This is a genomic window from Paenibacillus sp. FSL R5-0908 (assembly GCF_038006245.1).
GTDB classification, from domain to species: Bacteria; Bacillota; Bacilli; order Paenibacillales; family Paenibacillaceae; genus Paenibacillus_AQ; species Paenibacillus_AQ odorifer.
In genome coordinates this window covers 315,280-331,034 of sequence record NZ_JBBOUV010000001.1, presented here as the reverse complement: position 1 = coordinate 331,034, position 15,755 = coordinate 315,280, and the positions used below count along the sequence as shown (strand labels likewise).

The following is a 15,755-nucleotide window of genomic DNA, read 5'->3' as shown; positions in this document are numbered from 1 at the left end:
GTCCAATCAGCTCAGTTGAATTATTTCACTGTTCATTTAATTACTGTTTAAGTATTGGTGATATCATATACCCCTTTATTCCTACCTGTCAAGTAAGTATTTTATATATTCAAAAAAAAGAGCACCCTCAAAGGTACCCGCCAACTTGCAAGCTTATAGACCACTTTCCAGCACAAGCACATGGCTGTCTTCATCATAAACCTGCATAAAAGATGATACGGCCGGTAAATAACGCTCTAACTCGTAAATATATTTTACCCGATTCCTGAATTGGCAGATTGGAGATATCTAGTTTCACTTGCACTCCTTGCACTCTACCTTTTTATTTTGAAAGATTCTGAAAATTAAAAATTAATTCAAAAATATTATATATGAAAAATCATATGAATAGTGGAAATTTCCTTTTTACATAGAAGAAAAAGGAGACCACACGTAAAAAAGACAAAAAGCAGGTCAGAGTCACCTCTGCCTGCGTTTGCCAACCTATCTTATAATTTAATTATTCCATATAACAGTTTTGCGATTTCAGCACGGGTCACTTTGCCACGAGGGTCAAAGTTATTGTCGCCCTTACCGTCAAGGATTCCCTTAGCTTGCAAATCAATTACCGCTTGCTTCGCCCACTCAGATACACTATTCATATCCTTAAAGCTTGCAGCAGCAGCAACGGAAGCTTGCAATCCTGCTTTATACTGCATCAGTTTCTGCAGGACAACTGCCGCCTCCTCACGGGTAATCGCATCTTTAGGTCGGAACTTGCCATCACTGCCTTGGATCAATCCAAGCTGGACAGCTTTGTCTATCGACTGTGCATAATAAGCATCTTTAGATACATCTGCAAAAGCACTCTGTACGATAGCCCCATTTGCTTCATCCAATCCGAGAGAACGAACGGCCAGTGTAACAAAGTCTGCACGGGTTACATTCGCTAGCGGTCCATAATGCGTATCGTCGATCCCTTTAATCACATGCTTAGCCGTCAGCTTGGAAATATACGACTCTGCCCAGTGACCAGCAGTATCCCTAAATTGCTTATGGTATTCCAGCACCGCAAAGGAGGAAAAGTGATTTGTTGTGAAGGTAACGGTATTATCCTTAAACACTCCACCCAAGTATTCCAACGTGCTGCCATTTACATAATAGACACCCGCAAAATCTGTATCGAGCTTAGCAAGCTGTTCCTTAGTCAGCGTCAAGGTAATCGTAACAGCACCTTTAAGCTGGTGGATAGCCGTTTCTTTGCCTCCTGCTGATGTAGTGAGGTTCAACGTAACGTTAGCTCTGGATGAACTCATTCCAGCGTCATTGGCCTGTATAGATATCATACTCGTATCAATGCTTAGTAACAGCATATCACTGCCTGCCGGGATGGCCGGTAAGGAGGTTGATGGTACGCTCAAAGAAACGTTAGATGAAACAATATTCAAATTCAGCTTCTTATCGACAGCCTGTTGAACGGCGGCTGCATCAAGAGCAATTCTAATCTGATCTTGAGCCGAGGTTGCTCCGCCTGCACTAATCTTTAGGCTTCCCCCTGTAGCAGCTTCCTCTATCAGTTTCTTCAAGGCTGACGGATCAGCTGTATACATCCCATTACTTCCTAATGCCAGTTCAATGTTTCCTTTTCCCGTTCCAGGTGTGGCTGTAGGCGTTGGAGTCACTGTTGGCACTGGTGAAACTACTGGAGGTGCCGTTGTCACCTCCGGTGCTGGTGTCGGCGTCACTTCTGGCGATGGCGATACCTCTGGTGTCGGCGTTACCTCTGGTGTCGGTGTTGGTGTTGGTGTCACCTCTGGCGTCGGCGTCACATCCTCTTTTCCAGTGTAAAAGCCCCAGATATCTGAAAGCACACTACCGGAGTGATCATCCTCAACCTTTGTATACCATTGGTAGTAGCTATCCGGATTCAGCTTACTCCAAGAGACCTGAGTCTCCGCACCACTCTCTACTTGTGGATTGGCCGCAATTTCCTGATCGCTGTAAACCTTGACTCCGATATAGTCGGTAGCCACACGTTTAGTCACAGGCTGTAAATCCAGATCCAGAACGAACTCATCTTTGCCTGGATATTCGTCTTCATCATAGTAGTTATAATCATCCAAATAAGGCGAATAAGTCTTCACGCGAAGTTTGTTATTAGCAACATCGAACTGAAGCAGACGGATATAGCCAAGGCCTCCTTCTTCAGCACCTTGATAATCTGCCAGCATTTGATAGACACTGCGGTCTGGAATACCGTCACCGTTATCATCCAGCTCGTCTACCTTAAGCTCAGCATCATGATAATGGCCGGACAGTGCTGCGATTACGTTTTTGTTAGGTTTCACAACCATCTCGAAAATCCTATCCGCAATAGGTGCCCGGTTATTAGAAACCAGCAAATATTCATGGAGACAAAGAATCGCTTTACGCTCTGGATAACGGGCAACAATCTCATTCATCCATTCGATTTCTTCCTCAGCCAATCCCCAGCCCATGTATACAATAACAAAATCAGTTCCGTTCGCAGACACTAAATCGTAATGGCCCCTGTTGTTGTCATAAGAGCCACCGAAGGTCGGCATATTCTTGAATCTCCACTCTCCAAAATACTCCCAGAATTTCGTGTAATCCCCGGTTTGATGGCCTACGTCATGATTACCTGCAAGTACACCATAAGGAATGTTAGCTTCCTCCAGAACCTTCATGTCCCGGTCAGCTTCCTTCCACTCATACTCCTGATAGGATTTATCGACGATATCACCTGTATGAATAACATATTTCAGGTTCAAGCTCTCTTTGTTGTCAGCTATCCATTCTACATTTTTACGGTAAATGTAAGGGTAGCTCTGTGAATAATATTGTGTATCAGACATCCATACAAAAGAGAAGTCATACGTATCTTGTGTTACTGTACGTGCTGTCTTAGCCACAGAAGCAATTTCATCCTGAACCATTACGGCAATGCTATTTCCATTAGCATATTCTCCAGCTGTAACCGTGGATTTCAGCTCAAAATCCTCTGTTCCAGCGATTAAATGATCCAGCTGTACCCATTTTTGTTGAGCTGGACTCCATGCGTAGAGACTTACTTTACGTCCCGGCAACGAATTCCCTTTCCATTCAATATCTACACGATCTGATGCCTTAACCGACTCATCCAGCTTAATTTCATAACGCTGATAAGGGAATTGATCGACAGCATCATTAATTAAATATTGTCCGTCCACCGCACTTATTTTACTGTAGTCATCACTACTAAGCGCTTGTTCGCCCGCAGGTACGGATTGTTTCGGCGGTTCTGTATCGGATGCATTTATAAACCCAGCAAAGCCATGCTCCGGATGGTTAGCATCGTACTTAAATCCTCTAAAGAAGGTAACGTTTATCTTATCCTGATTAGGATCTTCAACCTTAACCTTTAAAGTCGGATTAGTACCTACAGCGGTCTCCCAGTTTGTAGGAGAAATAAGCAGTGGCGCAAATGGATTCTCATTCGGCACATGGAATGTAATTACCTTTTCTGCCTGATTGCCGATCTTATCTAAAGCTGTGATAGAAAGCGTATGATCCCCAGCCGATAACTTCCCGGATGAAGTAGCATAGGGCAGTTCAATAACATTACCATCCAGCTTCACGCTGACCTTATCTACACCCGCATAAGTATCCTTAACTTCAGCAGTAATTTCAAAATTGCCACGGTAAGTTTGTCCTTCTTCTATGGATGCTTTGATGGATGGCGGCGTGTTGTCGACAATTACGTTTGATGATACTTTCGTTCCACCTTCGGTAAGCGTTACTTTATGTTCTCCGTCAGTTGCTTCTTTAGTATTCCAGTTGTACGCCTTTGAACGGAACAAATCCGCTTTTAGATCAAACTGGAAGCCGAGGGATTCATGCTTACCTGCGCTGTCCCCCATCTTGATTTCCTTATCACGTTCTGCATAAGCCGGATCCCAAATTTCGGTCCCATCTGCCAGCAGGAGACGAACATTTTTTACTTCAAAATCATCCTTATTCTCCTCAGGACGAGGATCAAATGGAGATGATTTAGAGCCCGCCCGAATGTAAATCATATTATCCGTACCCTTTTGTAAAGCGGCAGAAGAAATAGGAAAAGTCAATGTAGTATACGTAGTAATCGGGTCCATAAAGGTATACAGAATACTGGCATCTCCTAGTTCTTCCGGTCCCATTGTGATGGCATTTTTAAAATAATAGTCTACATTTTTAGCTTCAAATACAAAGTAGGCATCATTCTCAAGTGCATTATATGCCTCGTTATTGCCCAGTAACTTACTGTCAATGCTCAAGCCTAAGGCATCAGCCTTAGCAGTAGCAGAGGTTCCCTTTACGGTCACGGAGCCATTGATCAACTGCCCCTCCTTCACATTCAAACGAAGGGGTGATTGATCCTGTCCTCCTGTAACTTTTACTTTCATTACTGGAGATTGTGTTTCATTCGTTCCATCAGAAACGAGAAAGTAATACTGGATTTCATTTCTGCCAATCAAATCCGCAGAGGTCAATTTATAGTGATACAAGCTATCGTTGAAGTCTTGGGATAGATTGTGTCTAACAGCCTCCGGCTGCTTGTCCGAAGACACTCTAACTTCCACAGAAGTAACAGCTTTATTGTCATCAGCAAAAGCCTTCAAATCGAGACCCAGCGACTGATCAATCTCCGTTACGCCCGTCAGATCTTCTACTGTTGGTTTCTCTGTATCCGGCTCCACATGGATCGGTGTGTTTGGAAGTTGTGTTACATCCGTCTGGCCTGGTGACGGAACGGCAGATCCCGTACTGATCTTGAGCATTTTACTCAGCCCATTCACTGGATACTTATATAGAAGGGCTTTATTCTCTTTGGTGTCATCGCCTTTAGCTCCACCATCGTAGGTGAGGTCAGCATCATAATACGCGGAGGAAATTTCCTTTTCCGTGTTACTTTTGATTACGACTGCCCGGCGGCCAGAGTTCGCCATACCATCGCTTTTGATCAAAAAGAGATTGGTGCCTTCAATTAAGTTTGTGTTGAATTCTGTATTGAAATCATTAGCAGTGTACGTACTATTGGCACTATTAATAACCCAGAACACCACGGACTGCTGTGCAGGAATCAGAAAGTTCTCTGGTGTCGAAGGCCACTTCACATCAGAAGCGTTACCTTTATCGGGATAACGATAATAGACCTTGTAGTCCTTGAAGTTAATTGGTGCATCAGTATTGTTATAGACCTCGATGAATTCAAAAGCGTCGCTGCTTGTTCCCTTTACATTCGTCGAATTCGGCAGCAGCTCTGTGATTAACAACGGCGGCACATTGTTCGAATCGAACGCCGGCAGGTTCACATGAACAGAATAACTCTCTGTCACATTATTAACGCGGATGCTGTAACGCAGCTCCGGCTCTTCCAGCGCAGCCGCAGGAATCATTGCCGCATATTCATCCCCACCTTTTGAGGTCATAGTGATTACCGTATCTTTCGCCTGAGAAGGAGAACCATACTGTAGCTTCACTACGGGTAGTGATCCATCTGCCCCGCTTTCCAAATTAGTAATCTTCGCACTGATAGGGAGATCGGCTGGATCGACACTACTCTGTGCAGTATGTTCAATCACTGGCTGCTTGTTCCCAGGAACTAGCTCAGGCACTTGTTCTGCCTCTACGGTTCCAGGCGTAGCCACAACCATTCCCGAATTCGCCATGAGGTTCATAACGGAGCTATCTGCTTGCAAATATTGATAGAAGATCCCGTTATTCTCCTTCACCTGTTCTTTTCCATAGGAAGCAGAAACAATTAGCGTATCTCCTGCTTTGCTTTTAATTTGTAAATTACGCGCAGAAGTGTTAGCCATCCCCCCGCCACCGTTGATCCGGAACAGATTTACTCCTTCCTGCAAAGCTGCAGAAGGAGTAAAGTTTTTGATGAAATCCTCCGCAGGAACATTCAGATTATTGCCGTTCATAATCCAGAAAACAATATTTCCATGCGCTGGTATTACAGCATCACCATTAGGTGCCCATGTATCTTTGTCATTATAAAAGAAATAATAATCCTTAAAATTAACCGGCTTGTCCGTATTATTGTAGACCTCAACAAACTCGTAACCATCTACAGAGGTTCCATCTGTCCCTTTTACATTTTTAGTATCCGGAACAACTTCTGTAATCAGTAGCGCTCCTGGATTATTAGGTACCGCGTACACATCTGCCATTACAGTCGTTTGACTTAAAAGCGTGTCGAGCTCAACCTGTTCATCAAAATGCGCCTCTAATTCGGAAGATGTCTGCTCCGTCTCCAGCTGCTGCTCTTCGGCATATCCTGCTGGAGCCATGATTCCCAACATCAGACTGCTGGCAATTATGCTGGAAAATAAACGTTTAGCTTTTGCTGTTATTCTCAAAACTCCGAACACTCCCCATTTGTTTGATTGTGATTCAATGCATAAATATGCAATGAAGCTCATCTGGAAAGTATACCTGCGGTGTATTATCGCTATATCATAGCCGTGTTAAATCTTTAGGTTATTTTTAATATTGCTTAAGCTTCAGTTCAGCTTCGCGGGTTACAATATAACTAGTTAGAACCCATTTTAAACGATACTTTAGACGGATGCTTAAGCAGGATAAGTTATTGCAGAACAAGAAAAGAGGACTCTAATGGATATAAAAAGAGTGATCATAGTCGGAACGGTAGTCGTAGTGATGTCTTTCGGAAATGCTTGGACTAGTCTTACCGCTAATGCAAGTTCGCCTGTAAAATGGTCCACCGCAGAGGTCGCGGATCAAGACGAATTATTGGAGGTACTTAACCAGCCAACGGATGAGGATCTATACGAGGCCATATATGACGGTAAGTCACTTCAAGATATTGCATCAGAACAAGGCCAAGATATTGAAGCTGTAATCGATCTACAGGTTGCCCAGCTAACGGATCAATTGGATTCACGGCTAGCCGCTGGAAGCATAACAACCGAGCAGTATGCGGCATATAAAGCGGAGCTGAGGGACATCGTTTCAGATAGTGTCCATACTTCCTTCGGTTAAGGGAATACATACAGCGACGCTGTAACATACACAAAAAAACGGCTAAATGGATCTTCCATTTAGCCGTTTTTTGTATATTTAATACTTATTTTATAACAGAATCGCTAAGTCCCTATCTTGTTCTCTCTGTTAATCTCCAGAATATCAAGGAAGAATACAAAGATCGGAATCCCCAGAATCAGTCCCCATACCCCGAGATAATGCTCAGAGAATAACAACACAATAAATGTATAGAACATAGGCAAATTCATTTTGGATGACATCAGTTTAGGATTTAGGAAGTAGCCTTCTACAAAATGCAGTACGGCAATCATTGCCAGTACATATATCGTCATGACTAGGCCACCAATATTGTAACCAATAATACAAAGTGGGATTAGCGAGATAACAAAACCTACAACCGGAATTAAACTAAGCAAGAAGATCATAATGGATAATGCGAAAAGGTAAGGAAAACCTAAAATCCAGAGTCCGATCACCGTAAAGCATGTATTAAACAACGCGATCAGAATTTGTGCTTCGATCACTTTTCCGAAAGAAGAGATGAATTTTCTGCCAAAATACTCAAGCTCTACATAGAACCAAGAGATTTTGCTCTCTTTAAGGCGGGAAGTGAAACTAACGATCCTGTTCTTCTCAAGTATAAATACAAAGCTCAAAATGGTTGATAAAACAAAGCTGGTGCCCCAATTGCTTATTTTCAAGACATATTCAATACCGTCTTTCATGTACGACTGATAGTTCAAATCCTTAAGCTGGGCGAATATATACTGCACTATATCATTCTGCGGGATGTTCTCAGGGGTCAAATTGGTCAAAAAATTCGTTAACTGTTTAATCTGTATAAAAACCTTAGGCAGATAATTAACGAGGGTTATGACAACTACAGCGATTAAGGCAAGGTATAGAATAACAATAATCACTTTGCTGTTAACTGCTACATATTTGTTAATGCGCTTCGTGAGCAGCACTTGAAAGCTATTCATTACATACGCAATCAAAAACGTCAACAGTACCAAATTAAGCATATCTCTAATGCTGAATAGCAGCAGAGCAACCAATCCTAAAATCAAAAAACGCCGGACCGTTAAATTTGCGTAATAACGCTTAAACAATTCCATCAGTTCTCTCCATTCGCCTACCAATTAGTACTCTGTTTATAGTCTACAGTAAGGAATTCACTTATAGCAACTAGTGATTCGCCTAAAATGACGAAATTACTCACTTTTTGTAATCTCATCCTCAATAAAAGTGACACTTTTCATGCTCCTGCATCCATATGAGTCAATTCAACGATTCGGCGTTTCGGATCATATTTCATATCTATATGCAGATCTTTGCATAATTGATGAAACGGAACCATCAAGGTCCCCTTCCTCATTTCAGGAGAATTCCTTACCATATTCACCTTTTGGTTGTTCAAGGTCAATTCCATGGGCAAATCGATATGCTTCATCTGATCAAGCGTCAACGCAGCGGTAAGTGTCTCACTTCCCCCGTTAATTCGTGCGGCATTCCGATCCGCTCTGGTGTTAATCCCATCCTCAATTTTGAAGGTCAGTGAAATCCCCAGCGAATCACAAACAGCCAGCAATCTGTCATTGTAGGACCCATAAGGAAAAGCAATTGCCGAATCCGTATTGCCCAATTCTTCTTTCAGCCTTTGTTCCGCCTTGGCCAGATCACGTGTAACTCTGCTGTAGTATTCAACATTCATCTCATTCCTGTTCTCATCATCAACATATAACAAGGCACTTGCAGCTGGCCGCTGCCCGCCCTCGGCATCCACAATCTCATAATGGTGCAAATCATAGGTATGACTATAAAATCCCATCCCAGCATGCTTCATTTCCCGCATTTGCTCCCAAGTGAGCTTCGGCACGCTATTCGGATCTGGGTGATCAATTGTAGATACGATAACAAAATTGACGGCTGTATATCCGTATTTTTGCAAAACGGGGAACGCCAATTCATAAAAACTTTCATATCCATCATCAAAGGTAAGCAGCACTGCATTGTCCGGAACTGCGCCGTTATTCAGCATAAATTCGCGGTATTCCGCCATGGTGATCACATGAAAACCTTCCTGCTTCAGCAGATTCATTTGATCGTCAAACCGATCAACCGATAACACCCAAGGAAACTGTGGCATAGGCTTCTCGGAAAGATGATGATACATCAGCACAGCCACCTGATCTCTGTAGTAAATGCCTTTTGGAAGAGGTCCGGATTTCTGCCAGCCGATTTGTGTATTTAGTGCCTGTTCAGCTACTGCCTTCGGGATCATAAGATCATCAGGTGAGGCTGGGTTGGAAGCTATCGTCTTTATCATTTGACCATTTACGTTAATAGTAATTGTTGAAGGTTCACGTTGTGTATTCAAAATAGCAGCAAGGCTTAGCAGTAGAACTATGATAACAAGCAGCATATACTTTTTCGTTTTCAATCTCAGAATCTCCTTAACAACATTTCTTGTCCCTATGTAACTATATATTTTATGGAAGTTCCACCTGCTATTGGTTACATTTTCTTCTTATTTTTGTTTCTTTATCATAAAAAAGAGGGCGAACCTCAAGCCGAACCGGCTTAAGGAACACCCCGCAAAAATGGAGATCTATATACAATTATGTACATCTATATGTGATTGTAGACGGTCTAAGACCTTCCCTTATCTGCGAAGTAACTCTCTTCCCCAAGCTCGTCCACGAACTGCTGCAGCCAATGATAATATTGAACGGCATGCTCCAGCTTCTCCAGATCCTTCAGGCAGAATTGCCGCTCCTCCTCAGATATATCTACGGCTTGAACCAGTCCCTCCAGCTCAGGAATGACAACGTCTAAAGCGTGCTTCATGACATCAATCTCCCGCTGCAGCTTCATCCCAAAAAAGTTCTTAAAGGTCTGAAAGAAATCTGTTTCCACTGCATACAGATCCTTTCGGTCCCGCTTCTCCTCCAGCTTAGTGACCATCTTGGAGGCCATCAAAGAACGGACCCCATAGCTCATATTACTCTTGCTCATATTCATCACATTCTTCATCTCTTCAAGCGTCATCGGACGGTCTTCGAAGAACATAATTCCATACAGCTGCCCGAATGAATAATTGGCACCATATAGGTCCATCGTCTGAGCAATCGCATCGATCATTGGACGCAGCAGCTGCTCGCGTGGAGATAAGTCTTTATTCTCTTCACCAAAGGCTACCTGTTTCATAGCTGCACCTTCATTCCACTTAGAATCTACCCTTCTATTTTACACAAAATAGCAACTACCTGCGTTAATCTCTTAAATTTTTACATAATCTCGCATCGATCTTTACGTCCACTTGACCACGCAGCCGCTCGATGAGTGTACAATTTTTTTTGAACGGAAGAGCTTTCCTCAGAATTATACCGCAAAAAACAGAAGATGGAATGGGGTATCGACAGAATAATGAAACGTTCGAGATTTATAGGGGAGTTGAAACCGGTGCTCTTCACCTTGCCGGCAATGATTCCATTCGTTGTATTTTGGCTAGCGCCATTACTTTATGTATTTTATCTCAGCTTTACCGAATGGGACTTCATGAGCCCCGAGAAAACCTTTGTCGGACTAACCAACTATCTGGATCTGTTCAGCAATCCTGCCTTCTATAAAGCACTTAGAGTGACTCTATTATTCTGTGCCGGAAGTGTGCTGCCAGTTATTCTGATCGGACTTGGACTAGCACTCCTGATGAACGGGAAGCTGAAAGGCTCCACCCTCTATCAGGTATTGCTGTTCTCCCCTTGGGTCACTCCGACCGTGGCTGTATCCATTGTCTGGTCCTGGATCTATGAACCCGAAATTGGCCTTGCCAATACTGTACTCGATCTCTTAGGTCTAGAAAAAATCGGCTGGCTTCAAGACCCTAAATGGGCACTGCTCGGCATTTTGCTCGTGACGATATGGAAATCGGTAGGCTGGGCGATGATTTTTTACTTGGTAGCACTACGCAATGTCCCTACGGATCTGCTGGAAGCTGCTCAATTGGATGGAGCAAATGCTGTTCAAAAATTCATCCGCATTACCTTACCGCTCATCTCACCAACGACACTGTTTCTGTTCATCGTACAGATCATTGGCGCGTTACAGGCTTACGACCAGATTAACGTACTTACACAAGGTGGACCCTCAGGATCAACACGCACCTTGCTCTATATGTATTATCAGTCTGCTTTTGAAGCCTTCCAGATTGGAGAAGCCTCTAGTGTCGCAATGGTTCTGGTATTTATATGTATGCTGCTATCCGTAGTCTCGCTAGAGGTTAGTAAACGGACAACCCATTATCAATAACAACTGCTGTAAAGGAGAACGACTGATGAATGCAACGATCGTACGCGTGGGCAAGCTGACCCGCCATCTATTTTTTACAGCTATTGCACTGATCATGGCCTTCCCCTTCTATTGGATGGTCACCAGCGCCTTAAAAACCAATGATGAAATCTGGCAGTCTCCGCCCACAATCTGGCCTAAGGATCCGCTTTGGAGTAATTTTTCAGCCGCCTGGCACGAAGCCCCTTTCTTCAGATATATGGGCAATAGCATATTTGTCGCTGTGTCGATTGTTATTTTGCAGGTAATAAATTCCGGGATGATGGCCTATGCGCTTACGCATATGAAATTCCGCTTCAGAGGGCTGTTCTCAGGCGTTATTCTTTTCGGCTACATGGTTCCATCCACCGCTGTTTATCTTCCCGGATATTTGGTATTGTCCCAGCTCCATCTACTGGATTCATATGCCGGATTAATTCTATCCAACTGTGTAAGTGTCTTCTCCATTTTTCTAATTCGCCAGGCCTTCCTTCAGGTTCCCCATGAGCTAGTGGAGGCTGGAGAAGTGGACGGTTCCTCGCATATGCGGATTCTGTGGACCATTCTTGTCCCCATTACACGTTCTTCCTTTGCTGTGCTAGCCCTGATCACCTTCATTGATCAGTACAATAACTATTTCTGGCCGATGCTGATCACCAAAGACCCTAATCTCCAGCTAGTCTCGGCGGGTCTGCGTAGTTTCTTTACTCAAGGAGGTGCTTACGGATTAAAATGGCCGCTGATCATGGCCGCTAGCGCATTCACCATCGCCCCGTTGCTGCTAGTATTTCTACTAGCTCAGAAAACGATCATGCAAAGTGTCAACATGACCGCTGGTTCCAGCAAAGGATAAGCTAACAATTCTATTTTAATAAGAGGAGAATGATGATGAACGTATTGAAGAGACTGTCCACCCTGTCTTTGGTTGCCGGATTTACAATGTTAACAGCTTGCGGAGGAAATGCGAATACAGGCAATGTTACAGCGGCAAATGGAGCTTCTTCCTCCCCCTCCACAGAGGCTGCACCCACACAAAATGCGCCGGTAACGATTGAATTCTGGTATGGTCTCGGCGGCAAGCTTGGTGAGAATATGGAGGCACTGATTCAGAAATTTAATACCTCTCAGCAAGAGGTCATCGTCAAAGGTATCGCGCAGGCAGACTACACTGAAACCGAACAGAAGCTGCAAGCAGCTATCGCTACAGGAAAAGTGCCTGCGGCTGCTCTCTCCTCCAATGTAGATTGGGCCCGTAAAGGATATTTCGCTCCGATAGACGAGCTTATGGCACTGCAGCCAGATTTTAATAAAGAGGATTTTGTCCAAACCTTTCTAAATCAGGGCCAGGTTGATGGTAAGCAATACTTCCTGCCGATGTATGGAACAACGCAGGTCATGTACTATCGCAAAGATGTTTTTGAGAAGAATGGGATTGATGCGAGCACACTAAAGACTTGGGAAGATCTAGCTGCCGCAGCTGCGAAAATGACAGTGAAGGACGGCGGCAAAACCACCCTTTATGGTTGGGAGCCTATGTGGGGTTCAGGGAACATGATTGATGCTGTACTCAGCAAAGGAGGCACTATCCTTAGTGAGGATGGAAAACAAGTTATGGTCGACTCTAAAGAGTGGATTGAAACCTGGGATTTGTTCCGCAAGTGGATTCACGAGGATAAGATCATGCGAATTCATTCCGGCGGTCAAGGCTGGGAGTATTGGTACAAGACGATTGACGATGTAATGAAGGGTCAATCCGCAGGCTACACCGGCTCCAGCGGCGATCAGGGCGACTTGGACTTCAGCATTGTTTCGGCTATGGAGCAGCCAGGCTGGGCAGGGATCGGTGAGGGCAAACCCGTAGCCCAAGCACTTATGGCCGGCATTCTATCCAAAGCTAACGACAGTGAAAAGGAAGCAGCTATAAAATGGCTAACCTACTTCACAAATGCTGAGAATACTGCGTCCTGGTCCATTAATACGGGATATATTTCGGTGCGCCAATCCGCATTGCAAGACCCGGCATTTGTGTCATTCAGCGAAAGCAATCCACAGATTAAGGTCCCATTGATGCAAGCTTCTCATGGTTCTGCACCTTTCCAAGACCCAACTGGCGGCAAAATTAACGATGCGTTGACAATCGCCGCAGATAAGGTGCAAATTGAGAATATCCCAGCAGTACAAGCACTTAAGGAAGCACAAGAAACGGCACAAGCAGCGCTTGATAAATTAAAATAAAGGGCGGTGGACTTCATGTCTGAGCTCATCACTCCACAAGGCAGATACGCTGTAGCAGCTATTCTATTCGATAAGGATGGTACGCTGCTCCAGTTCGTATCCCTCTGGGGCAGCTGGGGCGAATGTTTTTTAGAGAGATTCACGAAGTATATGAAGCAAAGAGGGCTACAGATTGCAGAAGAGCAGCTCCCTGCATTAATGGGAACTGTACACAATGCCCAGGGGAACATTACCGATTATGATCGCAACGGACCGCTGGCTATGGGGACTATGAGTGATCTTTATGCCATTCTGTCATGGCAGGGTTATTTGCAAGGTTTATCTTGGGCGGAGTCCATGGAGCTTGTCCATCAATGCCGTCTCGAAGCGGATGTTATGTTAGAAGAGAAACGCCCTGTTCACTCCCTTCCGGGACTTCATCGTTTTCTTGATGAGTGCGTGAGTGCAGGCATCCCTCTCGCCGTGGTGACCGCAGATGAAACAGAGGCCGCAGACAAACATCTCCAATGGCTGGGCATACGGCATTATTTCTCCGAAGTAATTGGAACAGATCTTGTGGATCAGGGTAAACCTTTCCCCGACATGGTGCAGCTGGCCTGCAAAAGGTTAGCCGTGGAACCCGCGTACACAGCGGTTATCGGCGATACTAACGGGGATATGCGAATGGCTAAAGCAGCGGGTGTACAGGTAGCTATCGGCCTAGCAGAAAGCGAAGGTACTAGTGCTTCAACACATATTCTCCCGGATGCAGATCTCATTGTACAATCTTATGCTGAGCTCAGAATTGAGGTTACTTCCCTGTGAGAATAGAAGGAATGTGGGCATGGATGTTTCTGACGCTGGCTATTGTGTTCGAACTCTCAGGGACCATCTCAATGAAAATATCTCAGGGGTTCACCCAGCTCTGGCCTTCCGTGCTTATGTTCCTGTTCTATGGAGCCAGCTTCACCTCCCTGAATTATGCTCTCACCTCGATTAAGGTAGGCGTAGCTTATGCGATATGGTCAGGAGCGGGAATCATCCTGATTTCCTTCATAGGAACCCTGTTCTTTGAAGAAAAGCTAACCCTATCCTCACTACTATGGATAGCCGTCATCATTGTCGGGATCATAGGACTGAACATTAGCGGCAAGACGCATTAGCGAACAGCAACAGTATTGGATAGGTTCATAGATGAAGGAGGATGCCCAAACATGAGTACGAACACATCACCTGAAGATAAACCAGTTATCACCTTTCAGATCATTACGGATACCCATGTCACTGCTGACCGCAATCATGAGTACAATCTTAACTTCGAGCTGGCACTCCGTGATATAGCAGCGCATGGGGAAGGCAGCAGCGGGATTATGCATATCGGTGATGTCACAGACCACGGCTTCCCTGCTGAATACGAAGAAATGCTTCGTATCCTCAAACAATATAAAACCGACCTGCCCGAGATTACCTTTACCTTAGGCAATCATGATGTGGGGCTCGGAAATTGGGAATCACGTTTAGGAATGTATACGTCACAGACCGGAATGTCCGGACCCTATCATGATCACTGGATCAATGGCTATCATTTTATTTTGCTAGGGACGGAGCAAGGATTGCCCAAGTTCTGTGATCTCTCCTCTGAGCAGCTTGATTGGCTGGAGCATAAGCTTGGAGAGCAAGCTTCACCAGAGCAGCCTATCTTTCTCTTCCTGCATCAACCGCTTAAAGACACCGTAGCCGGATCACTGGAATCGCAAGATTGGTATGGTGTCACACAAGATAAGGAATTAAAAGAAATTCTGTCGAGATATCCCCAGACCTTGTTATTCACTGGACATACCCATTGGGAGCTGGAGGTAAACAACACTATGTTCCCTGGCCATGGAGAGATCGCAACGATGTTTAATGCTGCTTCTGTCGCCTATCTTTGGACTAATGAAGATAAACATAAGACGGGCAGCCAAGGCTTCTATGTGGAAGTGTATAGCGATAAAGTGCTTGTCCGGGGCAGAGATTTTAAGACAGGAAACTGGATTGAGGCTGCACAATATGAGGTAGCTTACCCAGCGGTAAGCGTATATTAATGATAAGCATTTAAGCGAGAAATATAACAAAAAAAAAACGATTGTGCACAGGGAGTCCTTCCCCGCAACAATCGTTTTTTACTGTAGCTATTCAGC

11 protein-coding genes are annotated in these 15,755 nt (G+C 44.4%); 7 read left to right on the top strand and 4 right to left on the bottom strand.

Translation table 11 applies throughout. The features are described from left to right. Positions 1–488: 488 nt before the first annotated feature. Complete coding sequence (locus MKZ09_RS01490) at positions 489–6,386, bottom strand: S-layer homology domain-containing protein (RefSeq protein ID WP_179089538.1); 5,898 nt, start codon at positions 6,384–6,386, stop codon at positions 489–491. Positions 6,387–6,642: 256 nt separating this feature from the next. Between MKZ09_RS01490 and MKZ09_RS01485 the strand changes: the two genes are divergently transcribed. Beyond that, positions 6,643–7,029 (top strand): hypothetical protein, encoded by a 387-nt coding sequence (locus tag MKZ09_RS01485; protein WP_038568262.1) that lies wholly within the window; start codon positions 6,643–6,645, stop codon positions 7,027–7,029. 104 nt (positions 7,030–7,133) lie between these two features. On the opposite strand, the gene MKZ09_RS01480 is transcribed toward MKZ09_RS01485, so the two are convergent. The 3 genes from MKZ09_RS01480 to MKZ09_RS01470 form a co-directional block, all read right to left on the bottom strand. Further along, positions 7,134–8,150, bottom strand: coding sequence for an AI-2E family transporter (locus MKZ09_RS01480; RefSeq protein WP_076101160.1), 1,017 nt, complete (start codon positions 8,148–8,150; stop codon positions 7,134–7,136). A gap of 140 nt (positions 8,151–8,290) precedes the next feature. Next, positions 8,291–9,475 carry a polysaccharide deacetylase family protein gene (locus MKZ09_RS01475; RefSeq protein ID WP_081394226.1) on the bottom strand — a complete coding sequence of 395 codons (1,185 nt, stop codon included), beginning with the start codon at positions 9,473–9,475 and terminating at the stop codon, positions 8,291–8,293. Between the two features lie 209 nt (positions 9,476–9,684). Further along, complete coding sequence (locus MKZ09_RS01470; protein WP_076203364.1) at positions 9,685–10,242, bottom strand: GbsR/MarR family transcriptional regulator; 558 nt, start codon at positions 10,240–10,242, stop codon at positions 9,685–9,687. Positions 10,243–10,461: 219 nt separating this feature from the next. Here MKZ09_RS01470 and MKZ09_RS01465 point away from each other — a divergent pair, with 219 nt between their 5' ends. Genes MKZ09_RS01465 through MKZ09_RS01440 form a run of 6 tightly spaced genes read left to right on the top strand, consistent with a single transcriptional unit; the run spans position 10,462 to position 15,659 of the window. Then, the gene (locus tag MKZ09_RS01465; RefSeq protein ID WP_076107350.1) at positions 10,462–11,343 is read left to right on the top strand and encodes a carbohydrate ABC transporter permease; all 882 of its coding nucleotides are present in this window, start codon (positions 10,462–10,464) and stop codon (positions 11,341–11,343) included. A 25-nt stretch (positions 11,344–11,368) separates the two neighbouring features. Further along, on the top strand, positions 11,369–12,214 hold the full coding sequence (locus MKZ09_RS01460) for a carbohydrate ABC transporter permease (RefSeq protein WP_076203360.1): 846 nt from the start codon (positions 11,369–11,371) through the stop codon (positions 12,212–12,214). 35 nt (positions 12,215–12,249) lie between these two features. After that, on the top strand, positions 12,250–13,596 hold the full coding sequence (locus tag MKZ09_RS01455; protein ID WP_081394225.1) for an ABC transporter substrate-binding protein: 1,347 nt from the start codon (positions 12,250–12,252) through the stop codon (positions 13,594–13,596). 15 nt (positions 13,597–13,611) lie between these two features. Continuing rightward, the gene (locus tag MKZ09_RS01450; RefSeq protein WP_076203354.1) at positions 13,612–14,400 is read left to right on the top strand and encodes an HAD family hydrolase; all 789 of its coding nucleotides are present in this window, start codon (positions 13,612–13,614) and stop codon (positions 14,398–14,400) included. Between the two features lie 11 nt (positions 14,401–14,411). Then, positions 14,412–14,738, top strand: coding sequence for a DMT family transporter (locus MKZ09_RS01445; protein ID WP_038574002.1), 327 nt, complete (start codon positions 14,412–14,414; stop codon positions 14,736–14,738). Between the two features lie 51 nt (positions 14,739–14,789). Continuing rightward, a complete protein-coding gene (locus MKZ09_RS01440) occupies positions 14,790–15,659 on the top strand; it encodes a metallophosphoesterase family protein (RefSeq protein ID WP_076203351.1) in 870 nt (289 codons plus the stop codon). Positions 15,660–15,755 lie beyond the last annotated feature (96 nt).

Excerpts from the sequence above, each read along its gene's own strand:
- MKZ09_RS01485 (WP_038568262.1), top strand. The coding sequence starts at position 6,643 with ATGGATATAAAAAGAGTGATCATAGTCGGAACGGTAGTCGTAGTGATG.
- MKZ09_RS01480 (WP_076101160.1), bottom strand. The coding sequence starts at position 8,150 with ATGGAATTGTTTAAGCGTTATTACGCAAATTTAACGGTCCGGCGTTTT.
- MKZ09_RS01470 (WP_076203364.1), bottom strand. The coding sequence starts at position 10,242 with ATGAAACAGGTAGCCTTTGGTGAAGAGAATAAAGACTTATCTCCACGC.
- MKZ09_RS01465 (WP_076107350.1), top strand. The coding sequence starts at position 10,462 with ATGAAACGTTCGAGATTTATAGGGGAGTTGAAACCGGTGCTCTTCACC.
- MKZ09_RS01460 (WP_076203360.1), top strand. The coding sequence starts at position 11,369 with ATGAATGCAACGATCGTACGCGTGGGCAAGCTGACCCGCCATCTATTT.
- MKZ09_RS01455 (WP_081394225.1), top strand. The coding sequence starts at position 12,250 with ATGAACGTATTGAAGAGACTGTCCACCCTGTCTTTGGTTGCCGGATTT.
- MKZ09_RS01450 (WP_076203354.1), top strand. The coding sequence starts at position 13,612 with ATGTCTGAGCTCATCACTCCACAAGGCAGATACGCTGTAGCAGCTATT.
- MKZ09_RS01445 (WP_038574002.1), top strand. The coding sequence starts at position 14,412 with ATGTGGGCATGGATGTTTCTGACGCTGGCTATTGTGTTCGAACTCTCA.
- MKZ09_RS01440 (WP_076203351.1), top strand. The coding sequence starts at position 14,790 with ATGAGTACGAACACATCACCTGAAGATAAACCAGTTATCACCTTTCAG.